Annotated in this window: 18 protein-coding genes; 4 read left to right on the top strand and 14 right to left on the bottom strand. The window is 43.2% G+C overall.

The window, feature by feature from the left end:
* Positions 1-7: 7 nt before the first annotated feature.
* The gene (def, locus tag CH373_RS16280) at positions 8-544 is read left to right on the top strand and encodes a peptide deformylase (protein ID WP_100714120.1); all 537 of its coding nucleotides are present in this window, start codon (positions 8-10) and stop codon (positions 542-544) included.
* Positions 545-583: 39 nt separating this feature from the next.
* Positions 584-3,916 (top strand): efflux RND transporter permease subunit, encoded by a 3,333-nt coding sequence (locus CH373_RS16275; RefSeq protein WP_100714067.1) that lies wholly within the window; start codon positions 584-586, stop codon positions 3,914-3,916.
* Between the two features lie 3 nt (positions 3,917-3,919).
* Here CH373_RS16275 and CH373_RS16270 read toward each other — a convergent pair whose 3' ends face one another.
* Positions 3,920-5,119 (bottom strand): polysaccharide deacetylase family protein, encoded by a 1,200-nt coding sequence (locus tag CH373_RS16270; protein WP_100714066.1) that lies wholly within the window; start codon positions 5,117-5,119, stop codon positions 3,920-3,922.
* A gap of 22 nt (positions 5,120-5,141) precedes the next feature.
* Positions 5,142-6,359: a tyrosine--tRNA ligase gene (tyrS, locus tag CH373_RS16265; RefSeq protein ID WP_100714065.1), complete on the bottom strand. Its 1,218-nt coding sequence runs from the start codon at positions 6,357-6,359 to the stop codon at positions 5,142-5,144.
* A 175-nt stretch (positions 6,360-6,534) separates the two neighbouring features.
* Here tyrS and CH373_RS16260 point away from each other — a divergent pair, with 175 nt between their 5' ends.
* Positions 6,535-8,148 carry a glycerol-3-phosphate dehydrogenase/oxidase gene (locus tag CH373_RS16260; protein WP_100714064.1) on the top strand — a complete coding sequence of 538 codons (1,614 nt, stop codon included), beginning with the start codon at positions 6,535-6,537 and terminating at the stop codon, positions 8,146-8,148.
* A 39-nt stretch (positions 8,149-8,187) separates the two neighbouring features.
* Here the strand turns inward: CH373_RS16260 and rpoD are convergent, their stop codons facing one another.
* From rpoD to CH373_RS16225, 7 genes are all read right to left on the bottom strand, one after another.
* Positions 8,188-9,951, bottom strand: a complete 1,764-nt coding sequence (rpoD, locus tag CH373_RS16255) for an RNA polymerase sigma factor RpoD (RefSeq protein WP_100714063.1) — start codon at positions 9,949-9,951, stop codon at positions 8,188-8,190.
* 10 nt (positions 9,952-9,961) lie between these two features.
* The gene (dnaG, locus tag CH373_RS16250) at positions 9,962-11,749 is read right to left on the bottom strand and encodes a DNA primase (RefSeq protein WP_100714062.1); all 1,788 of its coding nucleotides are present in this window, start codon (positions 11,747-11,749) and stop codon (positions 9,962-9,964) included.
* 13 nt (positions 11,750-11,762) lie between these two features.
* Positions 11,763-12,212 (bottom strand): GatB/YqeY domain-containing protein, encoded by a 450-nt coding sequence (locus tag CH373_RS16245; protein WP_100714061.1) that lies wholly within the window; start codon positions 12,210-12,212, stop codon positions 11,763-11,765.
* 43 nt (positions 12,213-12,255) lie between these two features.
* A complete protein-coding gene (gene rpsU / locus CH373_RS16240; protein ID WP_008591132.1) occupies positions 12,256-12,465 on the bottom strand; it encodes a 30S ribosomal protein S21 in 210 nt (69 codons plus the stop codon).
* A gap of 359 nt (positions 12,466-12,824) precedes the next feature.
* Positions 12,825-13,292: a DUF6789 family protein gene (locus CH373_RS16235; RefSeq protein WP_100714060.1), complete on the bottom strand. Its 468-nt coding sequence runs from the start codon at positions 13,290-13,292 to the stop codon at positions 12,825-12,827.
* Between the two features lie 99 nt (positions 13,293-13,391).
* Positions 13,392-13,607, bottom strand: coding sequence for a hypothetical protein (locus CH373_RS16230; protein ID WP_100714059.1), 216 nt, complete (start codon positions 13,605-13,607; stop codon positions 13,392-13,394).
* Positions 13,608-13,670: 63 nt separating this feature from the next.
* Positions 13,671-14,081: a hypothetical protein gene (locus tag CH373_RS16225; RefSeq protein WP_100714058.1), complete on the bottom strand. Its 411-nt coding sequence runs from the start codon at positions 14,079-14,081 to the stop codon at positions 13,671-13,673.
* A gap of 273 nt (positions 14,082-14,354) precedes the next feature.
* On the opposite strand from CH373_RS16225, the gene fbp reads away from it, so the two are divergent.
* Entirely contained in the window at positions 14,355-15,377 is a 1,023-nt protein-coding gene (gene fbp / locus CH373_RS16220; RefSeq protein ID WP_100714057.1) for a class 1 fructose-bisphosphatase, read from the top strand.
* A gap of 60 nt (positions 15,378-15,437) precedes the next feature.
* On the opposite strand, the gene CH373_RS16215 is transcribed toward fbp, so the two are convergent.
* The 5 genes from CH373_RS16215 to CH373_RS16195 form a co-directional block, all read right to left on the bottom strand.
* Positions 15,438-15,908, bottom strand: coding sequence for a cupin domain-containing protein (locus CH373_RS16215; protein WP_100714056.1), 471 nt, complete (start codon positions 15,906-15,908; stop codon positions 15,438-15,440).
* Between the two features lie 118 nt (positions 15,909-16,026).
* Positions 16,027-16,776: a response regulator gene (locus CH373_RS16210; RefSeq protein WP_100714055.1), complete on the bottom strand. Its 750-nt coding sequence runs from the start codon at positions 16,774-16,776 to the stop codon at positions 16,027-16,029.
* Positions 16,770-17,267 (bottom strand): response regulator, encoded by a 498-nt coding sequence (locus CH373_RS16205; RefSeq protein WP_100714054.1) that lies wholly within the window; start codon positions 17,265-17,267, stop codon positions 16,770-16,772. Before CH373_RS16205 ends, CH373_RS16210 begins: the two co-directional genes overlap by 7 nt.
* Positions 17,264-18,436: a histidine kinase dimerization/phosphoacceptor domain -containing protein gene (locus tag CH373_RS16200; protein ID WP_207761473.1), complete on the bottom strand. Its 1,173-nt coding sequence runs from the start codon at positions 18,434-18,436 to the stop codon at positions 17,264-17,266. Before CH373_RS16200 ends, CH373_RS16205 begins: the two co-directional genes overlap by 4 nt.
* Positions 18,420-22,496, bottom strand: a 4,077-nt coding sequence (locus tag CH373_RS16195; RefSeq protein WP_100734107.1) for a HAMP domain-containing protein, incomplete at its 5' end; no start/stop codon positions are given. The genes CH373_RS16200 and CH373_RS16195, both read right to left, overlap by 17 nt.

Raw genomic sequence — 22,496 nt, 5'->3', positions numbered from 1 at the left:
ACTATCTATGTCCGTACGTAAAATTCTAAAAATCGGAGATCCAATTCTTCGAAAGGTAAGCGAGCCGGTTCATCCTGACGAATTGCAAACAAAAGAATTCAAGAAGTTGATCCGAGATATGTTCGATACAATGAGATTTGCGGAAGGCGTTGGTTTGGCTGCTCCGCAGATCGGTGTACTCAAACAACTTGTGGTTGTGGGCACGGATCCTAAAGAGGATTTTCCTGAGGAGTCAAAAGTTCCTGAGAAAATCATCATCAATCCAGTGATCACACCTCTAACGGATAAGGTGGACGGAAATTGGGAAGGATGCCTTTCCGTCCCTGGAATGAGGGGCCTGGTAGAAAGGCCGAATAAGATCCGTATGAAGTGGATGGATGAAAAGGGAAATGAGCACGACCAAATCATCGAAGGCTACCAGGCAGTCGTGTACCAACATGAGTGTGACCATTTACACGGAGTACTTTACGTAGATAAGCTGAAAAGTACGAAGCTTTTTGGATTCAACGATTCCTTAGAGCACTCTGGCCCGATCCTAGATTAGTTTTTAAGAACAGAACTTTCTTATAGGGAGGTTTTCCTAATGAAATCATTAATCGAATATTTTCTTTCTAAAAGTATTTTTGTAAATTTACTCACTGCTCTGATCATACTCGCGGGCTTATTTACCGCATTGAGGATGAATCGGGAAGCATTTCCGAATATCAACTTTGATATAGTCACGATATCTACTGTGTTTCCGGGAGCTTCTCCACAAGAAGTGGAAAAGCTAGTGACCAATCCTCTGGAAGAAGCAGTGAAAGAAGTAGATGGAATCAAGGAATTCAGATCTGCTTCTATTGAAAGTCGCTCAGGAATCGTAATCACTATCGATCCGGACGCAAGGGACTCTCAGAAGGTAGTAGATGATATAAAGTCTGCAATTGATAGAGTCGAGGACCTCCCAGAAGACGCAGAGGACCCTTTGGTTACAGAGGTAACAACTTCCAGGCAGCCGGTCATCGAAGTAAACGTAACCCTAAGAAAAGCCGACGATAGCGTAGAGGCAGAAAAGAGATTAAGGGCTCAGGCCAAAATCGTTGAGCAAGCTTTGTTGGATATTCCTGGAGTTGCTAAAATTGCAAGAAGGGGCTGGAGAAATACCGAGATGCAAGTGGATTTGCATCCTTCTCGTCTATTGTCAAAATATCTGACCGGCCAAGACCTAATCCAAGCATTAAAGAATCGGAATATAAACTTCCCCGGTGGAAATATTACCGGTAGCGACAAGGAAGTGATTCTCAGAACGATCGGTGAATTTGATACGGCTCAGGAAATTTCCAGAGTACATGTACGAGCCAATGAAATCGGAAATTCGATCCAAGTGGGAGACGTAGCTCAAGTCACCGAAGGTTTGAAAGAGGCAGACTATCTGGATAAAACCAATGGTCGCAAAACAATTGCTTTAACTGTAATCAAAAAGGAAAGCGCGGATGCGATCTCGGTGGTGGACGAAACCAAAAAGATCGTAACGAAGTTCCAGGAAACATCTCCTGAATTCGAGTATGCATTTGTAAACGACCTTTCTAAGTACATACGCCGTCGTCTCGGAGTGCTCCTTTCGAATGCTACGATTGGAATGATCTTGGTAACGGGTTCTCTCTTCATGTTCCTCGGATGGAGAGTGGCATTGATGACTGCACTCGGAATTCCGGTGTCATTTGGCGCGACTTTCGTGTTAATGAACTTTTTTGGAATGACCTTGAACTTAATTTCCATGTTTGGTTTGGTCATCGTCGTAGGGATATTGGTAGATGACGCGATTATCATCTGTGAAAACGTGTACAGGTACATTGAAGAAGGAGTTCCTCCTTACGAGGCTGCTCTAAAAGGAGTTACCGAAGTGGTTTCTCCGGTTACGGCCACGGTCACAACGACGATAGCAGCGTTTGCTCCGATGCTATTCATGTCCGGAATTTTTGGGAAGTTCGTGTTCAGTATCCCGTTGGTGGTGATTATTGCTCTCACTGCCTCGCTCGCGGAGGCGCTCTTTATTTTACCTTCCCACTTGTATGATATCAACAAGCATAAAGTTCACTCTGGAGAGATCAAAGGAGAAAGCGGATGGTTTGGAAGATTCAAAAATAATATATACCTTCCAGTACTAGACTATTCTCTCCGTCACGGAAAGATGATGACTTTCTCTTTGATCAGCTTGTTCGTATTGTGCATAGCGATCTTTATCATCTACCCGCGTAAAAAACTATTTCCTGGATCAGTAGATATTTTTCAAGTTAAGATTTCTGCCCAGACCGGATCCAATTTGGAAGAGACCAGCAGATATTTAAAGGTCATAGAGCAGGAAATCGCGAATCTTTCCAAAGATGATGTGGAAAACTACGTCACTCGAGTCGGTATCATACAAAAGGATCCGAACGATCCATTTACCAAACGTGGAAAGCACTATGGTCAAGTCATGGTCTATCTTTCTCCCGAGGAAAATAGAAAAGTGGCAACGGAAGATCTGATCTCTGAACTCAGATCCAAAACAGTATGGTTGTTAAACGAAAAGGGACTCAAGCTCTTAGAAGAGCAAAGAAAGAAAGAAGCTGAGTCTTTGGGCGAAGAATATGTTCCAATTGCGAATTTTGAGATAAAACCTGAATTTGTGAGCCTAAAAGGAAAATTGGTAAATCTAGAATACGAAAAAATGTCGGGTGGACCGCCGGTGGGCAAACCTGTTGCGATCGAGATTCGAGGAAATGAGTACGCAACTCTGATTGAGATAGGCAACAAGTTTAAGGAAATTCTTGCAGAAAATCAAAATGCAACAGATGTCTCTGACGATTTTAACGAAGGAAAGGATGAGGTTCGAATTAAGGTCAGCGAATCCATGGCTTCTACCACAGGTGTCTCTGTAGCAAGAGTAGCGCAGGCTATCAATACCGCTTTCCAAGGTACAGTCGCGACGAAGATAAAGAGAACCGATGAGGAAGTGGAAGTCAAAGTCCGATTCCCGAACGAATTTAGAAAATCGGTGGATAGTCTCAATCATGTGTATGTTACCAATTCGCTCGGGAAATTAATCCCAGCTTCTAAGTTGGTTACATATGTACGAGAGCCGGGATTTTCCAATATCAATCACCTGGACGGAAAAAGGGTCTTGACGGTAACTGCAAACTTGGTGGGCCAAAAATCAAACTCTTCGGAAGTGAACGCTTTTGTTAGAAAGAAAATGGAAGCTGCAGGATTCATGAAGAATTACCCTGCTTATTCAGTAAGATTCGGAGGAGAAAACAAAGACACCGAAGAATCTATGAAAAGTTTGGGATTTTCATTCTTGCTTGCGTTCATCATTATTTTCATGATACTCGCTTCTCTATTCAGCTCTTTCTTGCAACCTTTGATTGTAGTGAGCGCAATTCCGTTCTCTCTCATTGGGGTAATCTTGGCTTTCGTATCCCACGGAGAATACTTCGGATTCCTTTCTTTCTTAGGAATCGTAGGATTGGCCGGAGTTGTCGTAAACGACTCGATCGTTCTAGTAGATTTTGCGAATACTTTAAGGAAGGAGAAACCTTTAGAAAGTATTCATAATATTCTTTTAGAGACAGGCGCACTCAGGTTGAGAGCAGTCACTCTGACTTCGGTTACTACAGTGCTGGGACTATTGCCCACTGCGTATGGAATCGGAGGAAAAGATCCGTTCTTGATTCCGATGGCACTCGCTTTCGGCTGGGGATTAGCTTTTGCTAGTATTCTTACGCTCGTGATGGTTCCAGTCTTCTATCTGTTCATCTATCGTCTGCAAGAAAGGATTCAGAATTTCTGGAAGAAAAAAGAATCTTTGTCTATCTTGAGCGATGGAGCAAACTACATCTCTATTGCAATGAAGAACGGAAAATCGAATCGTAAGAAGTCGGTAAAAAACTTTTAGAGTTTAGTTCTCTTGGTCGTTTAGGATCTCTGGGACGGTGACAAATTTATAGCCTTTCTCCAGCATAGACTGGATGAATTCAGGCAAAATATAAATGAGTTTTTCCGTTTGTCTCGGAGATCCTAAGTGCATCAAAATGATTGCACCATTCATTCCGTTCTTGTCGGATTTTTCCCATTTATAGAGAAAATCAAGCATCTCGGTTTTTGTTTTGTAATGCGGATTCGGGATTAGCCTTGTTTTTCCGGATACCAAGTCTTTCCTAGTTACGAATTTTTTATAAACGAAGTCCGGAACATCCAGGGAGCCTACACTATTATTGCTCCAAAAAATATGGTTCTCGAAACCGTGAGCTGCATAGGTATCCAGTAAAATCTGATCGATCGCTCCATATGGAAGTCTGTAAAACTTAGTAAGTTCCTGCCCGGTCAGAGCGCGAAATTTTTCCTCTACGGATCTCATTTCATCTAACAGAGAATTTAAGTCTATAATCTCGTCCGAAACATAGTTCAATAGTACTCTTTTTCGGTGAGAGGCTTCTTTCAGACTTCTGGGAAGATTATAGTGACTCCAGGTGTGATTTCCGAAAACTACCCTACCTTCCATACTTGCTAGTTTTTTAATATAATAAATGTTTGTTTTGGAAAAGAGAGAGCCGCTTTTCTTTTCTGGGTTTTCGTTAGACACGAATAGAGTTACTTTGATCGGATATTTTATTAAAAGATCATGGAGTATTTGTAAATCTTCACCCGTTCCCAAGTCGAAGGTTAGCGCGATTTCCGGAAATTGAACGTTTCCGCGGGTGATATTTTTTCCCTGAATATTCTTATCTAAAGACTGAGAAAGAATTTTCAGATTTTGGTCCACTTCTTCGGACAGATCCGCATCCGGAACATCTTCCAAAATGGAGGATTTGAAACGTAGGAGTTCCTCTTCCCTTTGTTGTTCATCCAGTCTTAAACTGTAGATATCCTCTGAGAGAACCGCGATCACTTCGTTTTGTTTCTCAACGGTATTTTGGAGAGAGTCTAGTTTTCTAGAAAGTGCGAATATGGTGGTGATCGCTAGTATGAGAAAGAAGACCCCGGAAGTATAACGCCTGATCCTTAGAAATTTGTGTTCTAATACCTCAGAAGCGACCTCGGTTTCTTGTATTTCTTTGATCGTTTTAGAAAGTACTGAAGATTCTTCGTCGCTGAGCATGCTGTCACACTGATATGCAGGATTAAGTTACTAATTTGAGAAATTTTCCCTTTTTACCTTGTCGTACTAGATACTCTTTTTGCAGGGAAAGAGTAAATTTTTCATCCGAAATTTGCTGCTCGTCAACGTAAATTCCACCCGATTTAATCAATCTTCTACCTTCCGAGACTGATGGTATAAAGCCGATCTTGGCCAAAACCCAGACCAGTTGCGGAGTTTGAGATTCTTCAAAAAATTCTTCCCCCAGTTTAGATACAGGAATTTCGTCCGGGATTGACCTGGATTTTGGGTTGTGAACCCGATTCCATTCTTGGATCGCTGCCTCGTTCTTTTGAGGATCGGAAAACTGGTCCATGACCAATTTGGCGAGTTCCGTTTTCACCTCTTTAGGATGCAGTGAACCAGACTGGATTCCATTCTTTTTCTCCGAGATTTCCTTCATTGGAATGTCGGTTAATAATTCGAAGTAATTCCACATGAGTTCATCGGAAATGGACATGAGCTTTCCGAACATGTCGATCGGCTCTTCGGTAATTCCAACGTAATTGCCTAGAGATTTGGACATTTTCTTAGAACCGTCTAAGCCTACTAACAGAGGCAAAGTGAGAACGCATTGAGGTTCCTTTCCGTATTCCCTCTGTAAATCCCTCCCAACCAGTAGATTGAATTTCTGGTCGGTTCCGCCCAATTCCACGTCTGATTCCATCTCTACGGAATCGTAACCTTGGACCAATGGATAAAGAAATTCGATCAAACTGATGGGCAGTCCGGATTTGTATCTTTTGCTAAAGTCGTCTCTCTCCAAGAGCCTTGCTACGCTGTACTTAGAAGAGAGTACTAGGACATTCTCGAAATTCATACCGGAGCACCATTCCGAGTTATAAACGATTTTGGTCTTTTTCGGATCTAGAACCTTAAATACTTGGCTCTGGTATGTTTTAGAATTTTCTAATACCTCTTCTTTAGAGAGACGTTTTCTAGTTTCGGATTTTCCAGTCGGATCTCCGATCATCGCGGTAAAATCTCCGAGCAAAAAACTGACCTCGTGACCCAAATCTTGGAAGTGTCTCATCTTTCGTAACAGAACGAAATGTCCTAGATGCAGATCCGGTGCGGTCGGATCGAAGCCTGCTTTTACCTTTAAGGTCTTCTTTTTTTGAAGTTTGGAGATCAGCTCTTCTTCGCTGATTACATCGACGCATCCTCTTTTCAGGATTTCTATTTGTTGTTTAGGTTCCATGCGTGTCGTTATTGGGTTGTTTCGAAAACATTAGGAAACCGGCAAAAAGGAGTTTTCTACTGGGTAAAAAAGAAACGAATGTCATTTATACCCGACATCGAAGTGACCCTTCAAAAGGTTCCTCGAAAGCAGAATTGTAGTCGGAAACGTACCTGTAAAGCAGGAAGATACCCTAATGCAAAAAGACGATCGTAAAACCGCATTTTCAAAACTTTCCCAGGAATCCTTTGATATCTTAATTATAGGAGGAGGTGCAACAGGCGCAGGCGCTGCCCTGGACGCCGCGCTCAGAGGACTAAAAGTTGTCCTGGTAGAAAAGTCCGATTTTGGTTCTGGAACATCTTCTCGCTCCACGAAACTGATCCACGGAGGGGTCCGTTACTTGGCTCAGTTTCACTTCAAGCTGATTCATGAGGCTCTCACCGAAAGACAAAGGTTGTTGGAGAACGCTCCTCACCTAGTAAAGCCACTTCCCTTTGTACTCCCTACATACAGGTTTTACGAAAAGCCGTACTATAGTATTGGAATGACGATGTATGATGCTCTTGCCTGGAGAGGAAAACTTCCCTCCCACAAAAGAATTTCCGTAAAGGAAGTCTTAAAGGATTTTCCCGCATTAAAGAAAGAAGGATTGGCAGGCGGAATTTTATACTACGACGCTCAATTCAACGATTCCAGATTGAATGTTCTACTCGCTCGTTCTGCCGCAAAAGAAGGGGCTGCAATATTAAACAAAACGGAACTTGTATCCTTCCAAAAAAAGAACGGCAAGATCGTAGGCGCCCAGATCAAGGATCAACTCACCGGTTACACTGCCGAGATAAAGGCGAAAATCATCGCGAACACAACCGGGCCCTGGGTAGATCAGATACGTTTCAAGGATGACCCTAGGACCTACCCGGTTCTTTCTCCGAGCCAAGGAATCCATCTTGTCTTTAAAAAGGAAACCATTCCTTGCAATACTGCGCTGATCATACCTAAGACAAAGGACGGCAGGGTCGTATTCATTATTCCTTGGGAAGATCACGTGATCCTGGGAACTACTGATACTCCGATCGAATCCGTTTCCGAAGATCCGATTCCTTTGGAATCAGAGGTGGACTTTTTATTGCAAACAGGATCCGACTATTTGGAAAAACCTTTGAGCAGAAGTGATATCATATCTACTTTTGCCGGGATTCGTCCCCTGATTTCTCCGGAAGGAAACCAAGATACTAAGAGCATTTCTAGAGAAGAAGTCATACTAGTTTCACCTTCCGGTCTGGTCACGATGGGAGGAGGCAAATGGTCTACCTACCGAAAAATGGCAGAAGATCTGGTGGATCGCCTCGTATTGGAAGGCCAGCTCAAAACCAAATCCGGTTGCAGTACGGACCGATATTCCTTTCCCGGAAAGGAAGGTTATTCGGACAATCTCCACTCCGAAATTCAGAAGAAATACAAAATATCTGCGGAGAATGCAAATAGATTACAAAACTCTTATGGAGGGGAAGTCTTCCGAGTTTTGGGCGAAAAACCGAAGCTTCTACTTAAAGGAGCGGACTATTTCCAAGAAGAAGTAGAATGGTTTGTTTCGCAGGAGTTTGCAAGAAGTATCACCGACGTGATAGCTCGTAGATTCAGAATTCTGTTCTTAGATCTAAAGCTTTCGGCAAAACTTGTCGGGCCGGTTTCTCAGATTCTAACGAAATCCTTAGGTTGGAAGGAGTCGTTCAGGAAATCGCAGGAAGATGAAACTAAAAGTCTAATCGCATCACTCTCAGGGACTTACGCAACCAATCGAAAGTAAGGGCATTCGATTGAATGCCCCTTCGTAAGCTAAGTTGGATCAGTCTATATAATCTCTTAGCTTCTTAGAACGAGATGGATGTCGCAATCTTCGTAGTGCCTTCGCCTCGATCTGACGGATCCTTTCGCGGGTAACCTTGAATTGATAACCGACTTCTTCTAACGTTTGAGGATAACCGTCGTCCAAACCGAATCTCATTCTGATTACCTTTTGTTCGCGAGCAGGAAGAGTGTGAAGGACTTGGCGAATTTGCTCCGCCAAGATGCTGGAAGCCGCAGAATTAACCGGAGATTCCACATCCTTGTCTTCGATAAAATCTCCGAGTTCTGAATCTTCTTCGCTACCGACTGGAATTTCCAGAGAGATCGGTTCTCTTGCAACGTTCTTGACTGCTTTTACTTTTTGCACCGGCCAGCCGAGTCTTTCCGCGATCTCTTCGTTGGAAGGATCTCTTCCGAATTCTTGCACGAACAATCTGGTTTCTCGGATCACTTTGTTGACCTGTTCGATCATATGAACCGGGACTCTGATCGTTCTTGCCTGGTCCGAAATTGCGCGAGTGATTGCTTGGCGGATCCACCAAGTGGCGTAAGTCGAGAACTTGTATCCTTTTTTGTACTCGAATTTATCGACCGCTTTGATCAGGCCAATGTTTCCTTCTTGGATTAAGTCGAAGAAGTGCATTCCACGATTCGCGTATCTTTTCGCAATGGAAACCACAAGGCGCAGGTTCGCTTTGACCAATTCTTTCTTGGCCTGGGCGATTTCTCGCTCTCCTTTGATGATCTTTTCTCCCCAGTCCTTGATTTCTTGGACGGAAGATCCAGCCTCTTGCTCCATACGACGCAGCTTGCGCTCGTTGTTTCGGATATCTTTAATGACTTCACGAACTTCATCGATGGAAACTCCCATCATTTTTTCGATATCTTCTAGCTTCTCGTTCTTTTCTATAAAACGGTTGAATGCTTTGATATCTCGAACGTCGTAACCGTACTGAGCTTTGATTTTTAGAAAATGTCTGTCTATTTCCTTGATGCGGAAGACCATAGATTTGATCTTCTGGGAAATCTTTTGTATCTCTTTTTGAGATACTCCCAGTTCGCGCACCGCCTTATCAATGATCCCTTTCGAGATATCTATTTTTTCTTTAAACTCTTTGTACTTTTTGGAGTTCTCGGAATATTTGCGGATTCTAGATTGAGCTTCTTGTAATACTTTTTCTTGCTCTTGAATGACCGAGATGTTTTTGAAGAAAAGTTCTTCTAGTTTCTTCGCCTCATCCGCGTTCATCGCGTACATTTTATCCACGCGGACCAAGTCGTACACCTTGGTCTTTTTGCTTCGGATCTTAGGAAGAAGCTTGATGAAGTTTGCTCTCAGGATAGAAGAACCAAGGATGGTCTCTTCTATGATTTTCTCGCCCTTCTCTATTTTTTTAGCGAGGAATACTTCGGTTTCCCCGGAGATCAGATTTACTTTACCGATTTCTTTTAAATAAAGTCGGATCGGATCTTCGGAACCTCCGGCAGTGGCCGCCGATTCTTTCTTTTTCCTAGCAGGCTTTGCGACTACGGCCTCTTCCTTCGGAACTAGAACTGAAGCAGGTTCCATGGATTTCCGAGTATATTCTTCTACGATCTCGATTCCCATCTCGTGAAGTAGTGTGAAGACGTCGTCTATCTTCTCGGAGTTTAAGATTTTATCCGGAAGTATTTCGTTAATTTCGTCGTAGGAAATCTCGCTATTCGCTTTTCCTATCGCGATAATCTTTTGCACTTCTGGCATACTTTGCAGGTTTTCCATGGTCGGTCCTCTATCGTTTGGCGGAGTTCTTACTCCGTAAATACTCAAGACGTTTTTCTTTATTCGCTCTGTGATATGCTAACTTGGTTAGCTTTTCTAACGGATCCAAAGTGGAATCCGATTCCAATTCTTGCATTTTGCTTTCTTCTACGAAGATGGCTTGTTTCGTTAAAAGGTCGTCGAATATTTCCTTTCCCTCCTCGGGACTAATATCACCTTCTTCTAATAGAAAAGGAGCTATCGCTTCCTTAAATTCTCCGGGTATCGGAGAGGATAATACTGCTGCCGGAGAGATTTCTTCTTCTCCGGCGTATCTGGTATATAGAAAATCCCAGAGAAACGCACTTTTGGGATCCAAGTATTCTAGTCTGGAAAGTTCCTCTGAAAATGAAAAAAGAGAGTTCTGTTTCACAAGTAAGGAAATCAATTTTCGTTCGCAATCCTGTGCCGGATTGGGACCTCTAGATTGTACTGGATCCTTTCCTTTAGTATCGGACCCGGTGCGTGCAAACTTGGCTCCCTCTCCACGATAATCTCTCAAAACTGCATCCATGCTGATGCCTAATTTCCTGGCACCTAAACCCAGGAAGAATTCCCGGTCAGAATCTCTTTGCAAACTTCTCAAGAAACCGTAAAGATTATCCAAGGCTTTTCTTTTCTTCTCAGGGAGCGCCCTCGAGTCGGTTTTATCGAGTAGCTCGTCCACTACAAAGGAAGAAGCAGGAGATCCTGTTTCTAGGACCTTCTGAAGTTCCTGGCGAGTCGCTTCTTTACTTAGATCGAAAGGATCTTTTCCTTCCGGCAATAGTACGACAGAGCATTCCATTCCTTCTTTCAGGCAAAGTTCTGCCGCGTGCAGTGCGCCCTTTCTTCCGGCATTGTCTCCGTCCAAAACGAGCTGGAATCGATCCGCAAATTTCTTCATGGTACGAATATGATTTTCAGTCACCGCAGTTCCCATGCAAGCGACCACATTTTCGAATCCCTTGGTAACCAGACCGATCACGTCCAAATATCCTTCCACCAAAATCGCTGTTCTAGTTTTCTGGATGCCCTCTTTCGCTTGGTAAAGATGATAAAATGTCCTGCCCTTGTCAAAGATCGAAGACGCAGGGCTGTTCACGTATTTTGCTTCCTTCCCAGGGCCAAGAATTCTACCCGAAAAGGCGATCACTCTACCCGATAAATCTAGGACAGGAAACATGATCCTTTCTCTAAAAAAGTCGTACGGGTCTTTGGCTTTTTCGGATTCTCTGATTAATCCGACTTCCAAAGCAGCACGAAGTTCCTCTTTTGTAGAAAATACTTTTTGGGTCAAATTTTGGTACCCTGGCAAAGCGAATCCCAATTGAAATTGCGCTTGGATTCCTGCTTCTATCCCTCTGGATTTCAAATATTCTCTAGCTTCCAATCCTTGCGCCGACCGAAGGTTCTCCATATAAAATTGGAGAGCCTTCTTGTTGACTCGGTAGAGTAACTCGGTCCTTTCCTGGTCTTCTTTTCCCTTTTCTTGGATCGGAATCCCAGAGTATTCAGAGAGGATCTCCTTCGCTCTTTGGAAATCCACCTTATCATAACTCATGACAAACTGGAAAATATCTCCAGAAGCCTTGCATCCGAAACAGTGATAGAACTGCTTTTCGGAAGAAACGTTAAACGAAGGAGACTTTTCCTGATGGAAAGGACAAAGGCCTACTAAGTTCTTTCCTCGCTTTTGCAAAGGTACAAATCGACTGATATAGCTTTCGATAGGTACTTCCCTACGTATGCGGTCGATGAACTCCCTTTGATACAACAATGAGTCAACTCGCTTAGGATAATTTGGATTTAACGAGTGCGGATACTTTTGAGCCGTCTATGTTTTTACCTTTAAACTCGGCCATTACTTTCCCCATGACCTTACCGATATCCTTAGGGCCCGACGGTTTTAATTCCAATATTACTTTTTCTAGAACTTTTAGTATTTCTTCTTCCGATACATCAGGCGGTAAGTATGATTTTAGAACTTCCGATTCTACTTTTTCTTTTTCGGCTAAGTCTGTACGATTCGCCTTTTCATACATTTGGATTGCATCCATTCTCTTCGCATAACCGCGCTTGATCAGCACAATGACTTGTTCATCCGCCAAGTCCTGCGCGCCGGTCTTCGTGAGTTCATACTGGATGTCGGCTTTCAAAAGCCGCAGTGTAGACAAAAGAGGTTCCTTTTTGGATTTGATCGCCTCTTTTAGATCTGAATTGATTTTTTGTTGGAGGGACATGTTTCCCTAATCCTAAAAATTTCCAGAGCGGAAATTCGCGGAATTAACCGCGATCTTTCCGAGAGAAAAGGCGCTTTTTCTTTTCTAATTTCCGTTTTGCGGATTCGAGTGCCTTCTTCTTTTTAATGCTTGGTTTTTCGTAGAATTCGCGGCGCTTAATTTCGCTCATGATTCCAGCGTTTGCACAGTCTCTCTTAAAACGTTTGAGAGCGGATTCGATGGATTCTCCTTCCTTGACGATAATTCCTACCATTCGGTGGCTCCTATTCGGATTGTTTGGGAATAAAATACAGTTCCCTAGAGTAAACGCGATTCGCCCCATAGAAACTTTTTATCATTTCGATTGGGGGGACCTGGGGACAAAATGCCCCTGATTTACTAATTTCTTGCACCCAGGTAGTTCGTCAAGAAATTTGCCTAGTTTTTGGCCAACTGTGGTCAAAATGAGGTGTTTTTTTGAGGGCCCCGCCCTCATTGGGTGGGGGCCGGTGCGGTGGTACCTTCGGTCCCCTTCGCACAAATCTGCATTTAAAGCAAGTGCTTTTCTCGGGTGAAATCTTTGTAGGAACTCCTACAAAATGATCATAAGAAAAGGCGATTCAGGAAATACAGCTATTTTATTTCTAGGATGAAACTGTAATCCAGATTCGTCAATCCGACCACGAGTCCAATCGAAACTCCATACACCATATGTCCGAAAACGTGAGCGGCTGCCACTCCGATTCCTGCTTGGCGGAATTCGGGAAGTGGATGGTGCTGTGCTACCAGCGCTACTAACAAGAAGCCTACTACGTATCCATGCATGAAGCCGAGCACTCCCCCCGTTAGGATAGAGGCAGTGAGTATATGAGGAGCGAGACTAATGATAAATGTATAAGGGAATGCGAATATAAATCCAATGATCAGGTGGGTGACAATTCCAGGAATTAGCGCAGAATCGAGTCTCTTTGTAAAAAAACTTCCGATTGCCCGAACCATGTCTGCGTTGATCGAACCTGCGTAGCTAATCGACCACATCACGACCGACATCGCCGAGGTTCCGATCGTTCCAGCAGCGAGAACCAATCCTATCGTTTCCATAAACAGCCTCTTTTTCTAAAAATCCGCCATTGACAACGGCTAGAATTTTAAGAAAAAAGCAGACTTTTTCAAGAAATAAAATAGGATATTTTCTCAGAGCTAAGCGGCAAAAAAATCCGCTTTTTGTATTTTAGAAATTTCTATCGTCGCTTCGATTCCAAAATCTCCATTTTTGATCACCACATCGCCGTCTAAGCGTCTATTTTTGTCCAACTCGACAACTGTTCCATCCTTTAAAGTCAGGATGATATCGATAGCTCGATAATTAATGTACCTTTCTAAAGTCCTTTTGAACATCTCCTGTTTCTCTTCCATCCCACTTCTCCCGTACGATGTAAATTACGGTACAAATGTTCATTTTCTATAGAGAGTTTTTTTCTAGAGTAGTAGATTTTCGTAAACAGATTTGAAAGAATCTAAGGGGCCATCAATTTCCATGAATTTAATTTCATAGTCGATGATTAAATGGTTCACTTGAAAGATAACGTCGTTAAAGCGGCTTTTTACTATTTCCAATCTGCAGTCAGGGCAAAAGGTCATGAAGGATCTAGTGCTCAACATATAGAGTTTATCGTACGGCCTCAAATGGGCGTGTATCACAGATTTGAGTTCTTCGATGATTTCTCCGGACTTTTGCTCTCCCAGCAATTTAAAATACTGAGATAGATCTTGAAAATAGAAATGGGTGAGTACCATTTCGTGACTCAAGGAGTTTTTTACATCCCTTAGAAACTGGTTGGTAAATTCCTCGAATACATCTGGGATCTGTGATTTGAGCTTAGGGTCCATTCTATTTATCTCTTGGCCTTACATTCAATATCGGAAACAATAGAATCGATTTCGAGAAAGATTTATAGTTAATTTATAAAAGTCTTCCATAGGCCCTTACTAGTGATTTGAGGGCTTCCCTGCCACGGAATCCTAGAGATTTTTTATTGAGAAATATCGCCAAAAGCATAGATCTATGCCCTTCCGAATTCTATCAAAACAGACTTGTCACCTTCGCTGCATGGAATTTTCTATACGGTACATCTATTCTTATACTTACTTAGGAGTCCTTTCGTGTCCGCACATCCTACTCAATTGATGAGTCTTTCCCAGTATTTAATCGAAGAACAGCTGAAACTCCCACAGGCCACCGGTGATTTTACCGCGCTTATGAGTCACTTGGTGTATGCCGCCAAAGTAGTTTCGAGAGAGGTTCGAAAGGCTGGGCTTCTAGATAATATTCTTGGCGCGACAGACCAAACGAATGTCCAGGGAGAAACTGTGATGAAGTTGGATGAATACGCTGATAAAATATTCACCCACACTTTGACTCGTTGCGGGCACCTTTGCGTTATGGGTAGTGAGGAGCAGGAAGAGATTATTCCGATTCCGAATGGATATAAAATTGGAAAGTATACGATCGCGATCGATCCTTTAGATGGTTCTTCTAATATTGATGCAAACGTTTCGATTGGTACGATTTTCTCTGTCCATTTAAGGAGTTCACCTCAGGGAACTCCTGGAACCAAAGAGGATTTGCTTCAAGTTGGTTCCAAACAAAGGGCAGCAGGCTATATCGTATATGGTTCTTCTACGATGCTGATACTTTGCACAGGCAAGGGTGTTTCCGGTTTTACGTTAGACCCTTCCTGCGGGGAATTCCTACTTTCTCACGCGGAAATGAGGATGCCAGAGCAAGGTGGAATCTATTCGATTAACGAAGGTAATTATAACTACTGGTCGGATGAAGTGAAGAATTATATCCGAGACATTAAATCTATCGAAGGAGGCAAAAAGCCTCAATCGGCTCGATATATCGGTTCTCTGGTGGCTGATTTTCACAGAAACCTCTTGAAAGGAGGAATCTTTTTGTACCCGAACGATACAAAATCGCCCAAGTATCCAAAAGGAAAACTCAGGCTTTTGTACGAAGTGGCCCCGATGGCATTGATCGCAGAACAAGCAGGCGGAATGGCCGTCACAGTGGAAGGCAAAAGGATTCTAGATTTACAACCTTCCGAGTTGCACGAAAGAACTACATTTGTAGTTGGTTCTAAAAAGGAAGTAGAACACTTTCTGACCTTCGTCCAAAAGTAATTCGAATATCTTTAAAAGGTGCTTTCGAATTTCGGAAAAAGAATGCTCTCCTTGTTTTTATCAAGCAACCGGAGAGCCGTCTTTTCGTGTAAATAGATATTTACCGTCCTGTACTTTTACCGCCAAGTCCACCTCGGAATAATGCACTACTTCTCCCGGAGTTCTATCTCCGATTTCTAGATACACTGCTTTTTGGTTCGATCGATTTACCAACTGGTGTCCGTTTTCTGCGCCTGCAGGAAATCCAACGAATTGCCCCTGCCTCAATGTCTCTTCTCCCTTGTCGGTTCTGAGTAAGATTTCTCCGCTTAATACATAGATAAATTCGTCCTGCTTTTCGTGCCAGTGCTTGAGAGCAGAGCTTGCGCCTGGCTCTAGTTCAGTGATATTGACACCGAAATTCTTGAGATGAAATGCATCCCCTACTCTTCTTTTTCTCCTTCCTGTTACTACTTTTTGAAATTCTGCAGGATAGTTGCTAGTTGTTGTACCTTCTACTTCACTCGCGGTTTTAGAAAATTTGGAATCCACTCTGGTTTATCCTCCGATGCGGGAATCCTAATTTCCGGTTTTGAAAACGCAAGCTTAGAAATTCGATCTATCTAAGTATGTAACATTTTTCTGTAGTCGAATTTTATAATGTAAGGTTTCAGGAATCTCGAAGTACAAGTATAGAACCCAGTCTAACTCCGTTCGTACTCAATACTGGTTCGTTTTTGGCAAATACTTTTGTGATATTTCCGTCCTTGGACAGTACCAACCCCTCCGAGTAAATTTCATTCATACTTTCGAGTCCATTCTCAGAGTTTGTCTCGTTAGGTTCTCTGAAAAACGGACGCGCAAACCGAACAATTTCTGCCATAGGCTTTCCGCAAGCTTCCATCTCCTTCCACCCTGTAAATTGCTGTGCTACTCCGTTCATGAAACAAATATTTCCAGAGGTATCAGATGCGATCACTCCTTCCGACAAACTATCCAAGGCAGTCCTTAGCCATTTGTCCTTTCTTCTGGTTTCCTTTTCGGACTCGTGTTTATAAAGAGTCAGTTCAATCGTGATTTGCAGCTCTCTGGTTTGAAACGGTTTTAAGATATATCCGTCTGGTTCCGTGGCCTTGGCTCTGACTAAAGTGCGAGTATCTGAAGATGCGGTCAGAAAAATGATAGGTGTATCCAAGAATTCCCTAATTTGTTTTGCCGCGTCGATTCCATCCATAAAACCCTGGGCCAATATAATATCCATGAGTATGAGATCCGGTTGAAAGATCCTGGATTGTTTTACTGCGCTTTCTCCGGTATTTACCACGTGGAAAGTGGAGTAACCCATTTTGGAAAGCCTTCGTTTTAGGTCCTGCGCGACCAAACCTTCATCTTCTACGATCATTATCTTTGTAGTCACCATGATACGATTCCCAAGCCTAGTCGCTCTGCCTCGGTTTTGTTCGAGCGTTCCTGCAGGCTTTCGAGTGCAAATTTTAGTAGTTCTCTGTTTCTCTTTTGCGATTCTTCCTTTTCTTTTTTGTTGAGCGCCATTTCTAAAGCAATAGATAGTTCCTTAGTTCGAACCGGTTTTAATAAATAGCAAAACGGTTCGGTCTCTCTTGTTCTAGAAAAAGTGCGAGTATCTGCATAAGCGGAAAGATAAATGATTGCAGTATCGATTCTTGAACGTATCGCACTTGCGACTTCGATTCCATCTAAAGTGCTTCTAGAAAGCATGATATCCAGGAGCACTAGATCCGGTTCATACTCTATCGCTTTTTGGACAGCGTCTTCTCCGGTGTACGCGATTGCAGGTACGGAGTATCCTAAATCGATAAGTCTAGTGCGAAGGTCTTTTGCTACGATGCTTTCGTCTTCTACAATCAGGATCCGAGCGACTTGGGCTTTCATTTTCTCACTCCGTTCCTTTGCGAGAATGTCAGCGAAAACTTTGTCCCGTTTCTTCTGTCCAATTCCAAATGGGCTCCTATTTGCTCAGAGAGTGTAGTAACTAGTTGCAAACCCAACGAATCAGTATGCAGATAATCGAAGCCTTCCGGGATTCCCACGCCGTCATCTCCTACAGTTAAGACTGTATCACCTTCATAAGTTTTGATCGAAATTGTTATTTTTCCCTGATCCCTTCCCTTAAATCCGTACTTCAGCGAATTCGTGACCAGTTCGTTGACGATCAAGCCGCAATGAATCGCAAGATCCAGGCTAAATTGCATAGGATCTGCTTCGATTTCGAGTTGTATCTGAGATTGCATTCTATAAGTACGTACTAGATTTCCTGCCAAATTATTCAGATACTCGGTAAAATCCATCTGCGCCAAATTTTCGCCCTGATAGAGCAGCTCGTGTATTAATGCGATGGACTTAATTCTGGACTGAGCATCTTCGAAGATCTCAAAAGATTTACTATCCGTAATATACCCGGATTGTAGGTTCAGAATACTTGATACGATTTGTAAATTATTCTTCACCCTATGATGTACTTCTCTGAGCAGAACTTCCTTTTCCTGCAAAGATACTTTCAATGCTGCCTCAACTTTTTCTCTCTCCATGATTTCGGTCTTGAGTTCCAGGTTGACCTTGTGCAATTCCCTGGTTCTTTCCTGGACTCTTTGTTCTAATTGATCATGGCTTTCTCGTAACAATTCTTCCTGAAGCTTCAAAATCTGATTCTTTCTGTGTAAGTCTACGAAGACAGAAGTCTTGGATTTTAAGATTTCCGGCGCGATTGGTTTGATCAAAAAGTCCACTGCTCCGAGGGAATAACCTTTGAACATTCCGGTCTCATTTTCTCCATACGCAGTCAGGAATATGATCGGAATCTGGGCACATTTTTCCCTTTGCCGGATCATGGAAGCAACTTCGAACCCGTCCATTCCGGGCATACGAACATCCATGAAGATCAATGCGTAATCGTCCGGTTCCAAAAGCGCTCTTAATGCAGCTTCTCCTGAATCGGCTTGGATCAGATTGAGATCGGGAGAAGTTAAGATTTTCTCCATGACCCACAGGTTATCGCGGTTATCGTCTACGATCAGTATGTTTGCTTTAATCCGATTTTCCATGCTTAGGCAACCATGTTTGCACCAGTGAGATTAATTGGTCTATATCCACCGGTTTTGTGATATAGTCTGAAGCTCCGGCCTCTATACATTTTTCCCTATCGCCTTTCATCGCCTTTGCGGTAACCGCGATAATTGGCGTCGATGCAAAACGTCCGATCGACCGAATGATCCGCATAGCCTCGTATCCGTCCATATCAGGCATCATTACGTCCATTATAATGATTTCTATGTCGGGAGAATTTTTCAGTAACTCGATTCCATCATTCGCGTTCTCTGCATGTGCGATTTGCATTCTGTAATGTTCGAAGATGCTAGTAAGTGCAAAGATGTTCCGAGCGTCGTCATCAACGATTAATACTTTACGACCTTGTAATGCATTTTCTTCTAAATCGTCGTGAATCGGTTTCGAAGTTTCTAAAGAAGTGTTTGTCTCTTTTTCCGTTTCACTCGAGACTTTCTTTTTATCCAGAATGCCGTTTAGGCTCCTTTGTCGCATTTTTTTCAGTTCTTCGACTAGTTGCGAAAAAGAATCACTCGGAAGCGATTTTGGAATTCTTCCGATCACTCCCAATCCTGTGCTAGTCTTGAATTCATCTCCTTCCGAAATAATAAAGACTGGAATGTTTCCAAATCTGGGTTCCTTTTTCAGCCAATTCAGTAGGAACCAACCGTTCATATCCGCAAGTTGGAAGTCCAACAAAACCGCGTGCACGGGATATTCCTGTACTAATTTCATCGCTGTCTTTCCGTCTAGAGCGACTAGTCCGTTATAGCCGCTACTTCGAGCCATTTGCAAGAAACGTTCTGATATATCGCTTTGGCTTTCTATAATCAGTATCACCTCTGAGTCTATGTTTGCTCGGTCATCAGTGATCACCCTTCTGAATTGACCGTTGCTCCTTCGAGTCAGAGAATTTCTGACCTGATTGCCTCCGTTGCCTCCGCCGTTCTCCCTTGCGCTCTCGGATAGATTCCACTGTTCCTGCTCCTGTTCTGGATTCGCGAAAATGGGAGAATCCTCTATTGGAATATACTCTGATGGAAGATAGAGTGTGAATGTGCTACCAATTCCTGGAGTACTTGTTAAGCGCAATTCTCCGCCCAACAAACGAGTGATTTCTTTGCTAATGGAAAGTCCTAAGCCTGTACCGCCGTACTTCCTGCTAGTACTTCCATCTGCTTGCCGGAATGCCTCGAATATTACATTTTGCTTATCTACAGGAATTCCTATTCCAGTATCGATCACAGAAAATCCAATCACAGATAGCGCCTGATTCAAGATTCGATGGTCAGAGCTCCAGCCTTCTTTCGCATCTGAGATACGAAGCTTAACCTCTCCTTTTTGCGTGAACTTGAACGCATTCGATAGCAGGTTCCTCAGGATTTGCTGCAATCTCTGCAAATCGGTGGTCATTTGAAATGGCAGCTCCGGATTGATGTCAACTTGAAACTTTAGATCCTTGTTTCTCGCGGTTTCCCTAAATGATCTTTCCAGGTATTCTCCCAAATCTTTAAAGGAAACCTCGTCCAGATCTATTGTCATTTTTCCAGATTCTATTTTAGAGAGATCTAATATATCGTTGATAAGCTGCAGCAAATCATTTCCTGAACTGTGCACCGTTCTTGCATACTCGATTTGTTTGCCGGAAAGATTTTCGCTCTCGTTGTCATACAACAATCTAGAGAGAATCAGCATATTGTTTAACGGAGTTCTGAGCTCATGTGACATGTTTGCCAAAAATTCTGATTTGTATCTAGAAGTAAGCGCGAGTTGTCTTGCCTTTTCTTCGAGGGAATGCCTCGCCTGCTCTACTTCCATGTTTTTGCGCTCTACTTCGTTGTTTTGCCTTGCGAGTAGACTTGCTTTTTCCTCCAGCTCGTCGTTCTTATCCTGCAATTCTTCTCTTTGTTCTTTCAAAAGATCTTCGGAGGCTTGTAATGATTTTGCTTGTTCTTCCAAACGTTTATTCGTTTTTGTAAGCTCTTCCTGACGACCTTGCAATTCTTCCGTCAAGGTTTGAGACTGAATCAAAAGTTCCTCTGTCCTCATACTCGCCGCGATCGTATTTAGCACGATTCCGATACTCTCAGTAAGTTGGTCCAAGAAATTCAAGTGAATCGGAGTAAAACTTGAAAAGGATGCGAGTTCTATAATCGCTTTTACTTCTCCCTCGAATAATACCGGTAAGACGACTATGTTGAGAGGAGGAGCTTCTCCCAGAGCAGAATTGATCTTGATATAATCCGAAGGTACGTTTGTTAATAAAATTCTTTCTTTTTCTATGAAGGTTTGGCCAACCAAACCTTCTCCGGGTTTGAATCGGTTGGAAACGTTCTTTCTTTCTTGGTAAGCATAGCTTACTAATAGTTTTAAGGATGGTTCGTTTTCTAAGCTTTCGGTGATGAAAAATGCCCCGTGCTGTGCTGCGACTAACGGTGCTAACTCGGATAGGATTAGCTTGCTCACGTTGACTAAATTTCTTTGTCCTTGCAGCAATCTGGTAAATTTTGCTAGGTTGGTTTTCAGCCAGTCTTGTTCCGTATTGATTCTTGTGGTCTCCCGAAGGTTGCGAATCATTTCGTTGATATTATCAGAAAGTGCGGCAACTTCTCCTGCGGCCTTCACCATAACCGATCTGGACAAATCTCCTTTTGTCACACCGGTTGCCACTTCAGCGATTGCACGTACTTGTGCGGTCAAGTTACTCGCCAATTGGTTTACGTTGTCTGTTAAGTCTCTCCACAATCCTGCAGCACCAGGAACGCTTGCTTGTCCGCCTAACTTACCTTCGATTCCTACTTCTCTCGCAACTGTCGTTACTTGGTCTCCGAAAAGTCCTAGTGTGTCGATCATGTCGTTGATCGTATCGGATAATTCTGCGATTTCTCCCTTTGCTTCTAAATATAACTTTTTCTTCAAGTCTCCGTTTGCTACCGAAGTAACGACTTTTGCGATACCGCGCACCTGAGTCGTCAGGTTGTTTGCCATGAAGTTTACGCTGTCCGTTAGATCTTTCCAAGTTCCTGCCACACCTCGCACGTCTGCTTGTCCGCCTAACTTTCCTTCTGTTCCTACTTCTTTTGCCACCCGTGTTACTTCGGACGCGAAGGAATTCAGCTGGTCCACCATCGTGTTGATCGTGTCTTTTAGTTCTAAGATCTCTCCCTTTACATCAACTGTGATTTTCTTGGAAAGGTCACCTCTTGCTACTGCAGTCGTTACATCGGCGATATTCCTGACTTGTCCGGTGAGGTTGGATGCCATAGAGTTCACACTGTCCGTTAGGTCTTTCCAAGTTCCTGCCACACCTCGCACGTCCGCTTGTCCGCCTAACTTTCCTTCTGTTCCTACTTCTCTTGCCACCCGAGTTACTTCCGAAGCAAAGGAGTTCAGCTGGTCTAGCATTGTGTTGATTGTATCTTTTAGTTCTAGGATTTCTCCTTTTACATCCACTGTGATTTTCTTGGAAAGGTCACCTCTTGCTACTGCAGTCGTTACATCCGCGATATTCCTGACTTGTCCAGTGAGGTTGGATGCCATAGAGTTCACACTGTCCGTTAGGTCTTTCCATGTACCCGCCACACCTCGCACGTCCGCTTGTCCGCCTAACTTACCTTCGGTGCCTACTTCCCTTGCCACCCGCGTTACTTCGGATGCGAAGGAGTTCAGTTGAACCACCATCGTATTGATCGTGTCTTTTAGTTCTAAGATCTCTCCCTTTACATCAACTGTGATTTTCTTGGACAAATCCCCTGTTGCTACCGCCTTTGTTACTTCGGCGATATCTCGCACTTGCCCTGTGAGGTTGGATGCCATTGAGTTCACACTGTCTGTTAGATCTTTCCAAGTTCCTGCAACACCTCGCACGTCTGCTTGTCCGCCTAACTTTCCTTCTGTTCCTACTTCTCTTGCCACCCGGGTTACTTCGGACGCGAAGGAGTTCAACTGGTCCACCATCGTGTTGATTGTGTTTTTTAGCTCTAGGATCTCTCCCTTTACATCAACTGTGATTTTCTTGGAAAGGTCACCTCTTGCTACTGCAGTCGTTACATCCGCGAT

Source organism: Leptospira perolatii (assembly GCF_002811875.1).
Taxonomy (GTDB): Bacteria; Spirochaetota; Leptospiria; order Leptospirales; family Leptospiraceae; genus Leptospira_B; species Leptospira_B perolatii.
This window is presented reverse-complemented; position numbering and strand designations above follow the sequence as displayed.

Coding starts and splice junctions, on each gene's coding strand:
- CH373_RS16275 (WP_100714067.1), top strand. CDS start 584: ATGAAATCATTAATCGAATATTTTCTTTCTAAAAGTATTTTTGTAAAT.
- CH373_RS16210 (WP_100714055.1), bottom strand. CDS start 16,776: ATGGTGACTACAAAGATAATGATCGTAGAAGATGAAGGTTTGGTCGCG.
- CH373_RS16245 (WP_100714061.1), bottom strand. CDS start 12,212: ATGTCCCTCCAACAAAAAATCAATTCAGATCTAAAAGAGGCGATCAAA.
- def (WP_100714120.1), top strand. CDS start 8: ATGTCCGTACGTAAAATTCTAAAAATCGGAGATCCAATTCTTCGAAAG.
- rpsU (WP_008591132.1), bottom strand. CDS start 12,465: ATGGTAGGAATTATCGTCAAGGAAGGAGAATCCATCGAATCCGCTCTC.
- CH373_RS16200 (WP_207761473.1), bottom strand. CDS start 18,436: ATGGAAAATCGGATTAAAGCAAACATACTGATCGTAGACGATAACCGC.
- tyrS (WP_100714065.1), bottom strand. CDS start 6,359: ATGGAACCTAAACAACAAATAGAAATCCTGAAAAGAGGATGCGTCGAT.
- CH373_RS16235 (WP_100714060.1), bottom strand. CDS start 13,292: ATGGAAACGATAGGATTGGTTCTCGCTGCTGGAACGATCGGAACCTCG.
- CH373_RS16205 (WP_100714054.1), bottom strand. CDS start 17,267: ATGAAAGCCCAAGTCGCTCGGATCCTGATTGTAGAAGACGAAAGCATC.
- CH373_RS16225 (WP_100714058.1), bottom strand. CDS start 14,081: ATGGACCCTAAGCTCAAATCACAGATCCCAGATGTATTCGAGGAATTT.
- CH373_RS16260 (WP_100714064.1), top strand. CDS start 6,535: ATGCAAAAAGACGATCGTAAAACCGCATTTTCAAAACTTTCCCAGGAA.
- rpoD (WP_100714063.1), bottom strand. CDS start 9,951: ATGGAAAACCTGCAAAGTATGCCAGAAGTGCAAAAGATTATCGCGATA.
- CH373_RS16230 (WP_100714059.1), bottom strand. CDS start 13,607: ATGGAAGAGAAACAGGAGATGTTCAAAAGGACTTTAGAAAGGTACATT.
- CH373_RS16270 (WP_100714066.1), bottom strand. CDS start 5,119: ATGCTCAGCGACGAAGAATCTTCAGTACTTTCTAAAACGATCAAAGAA.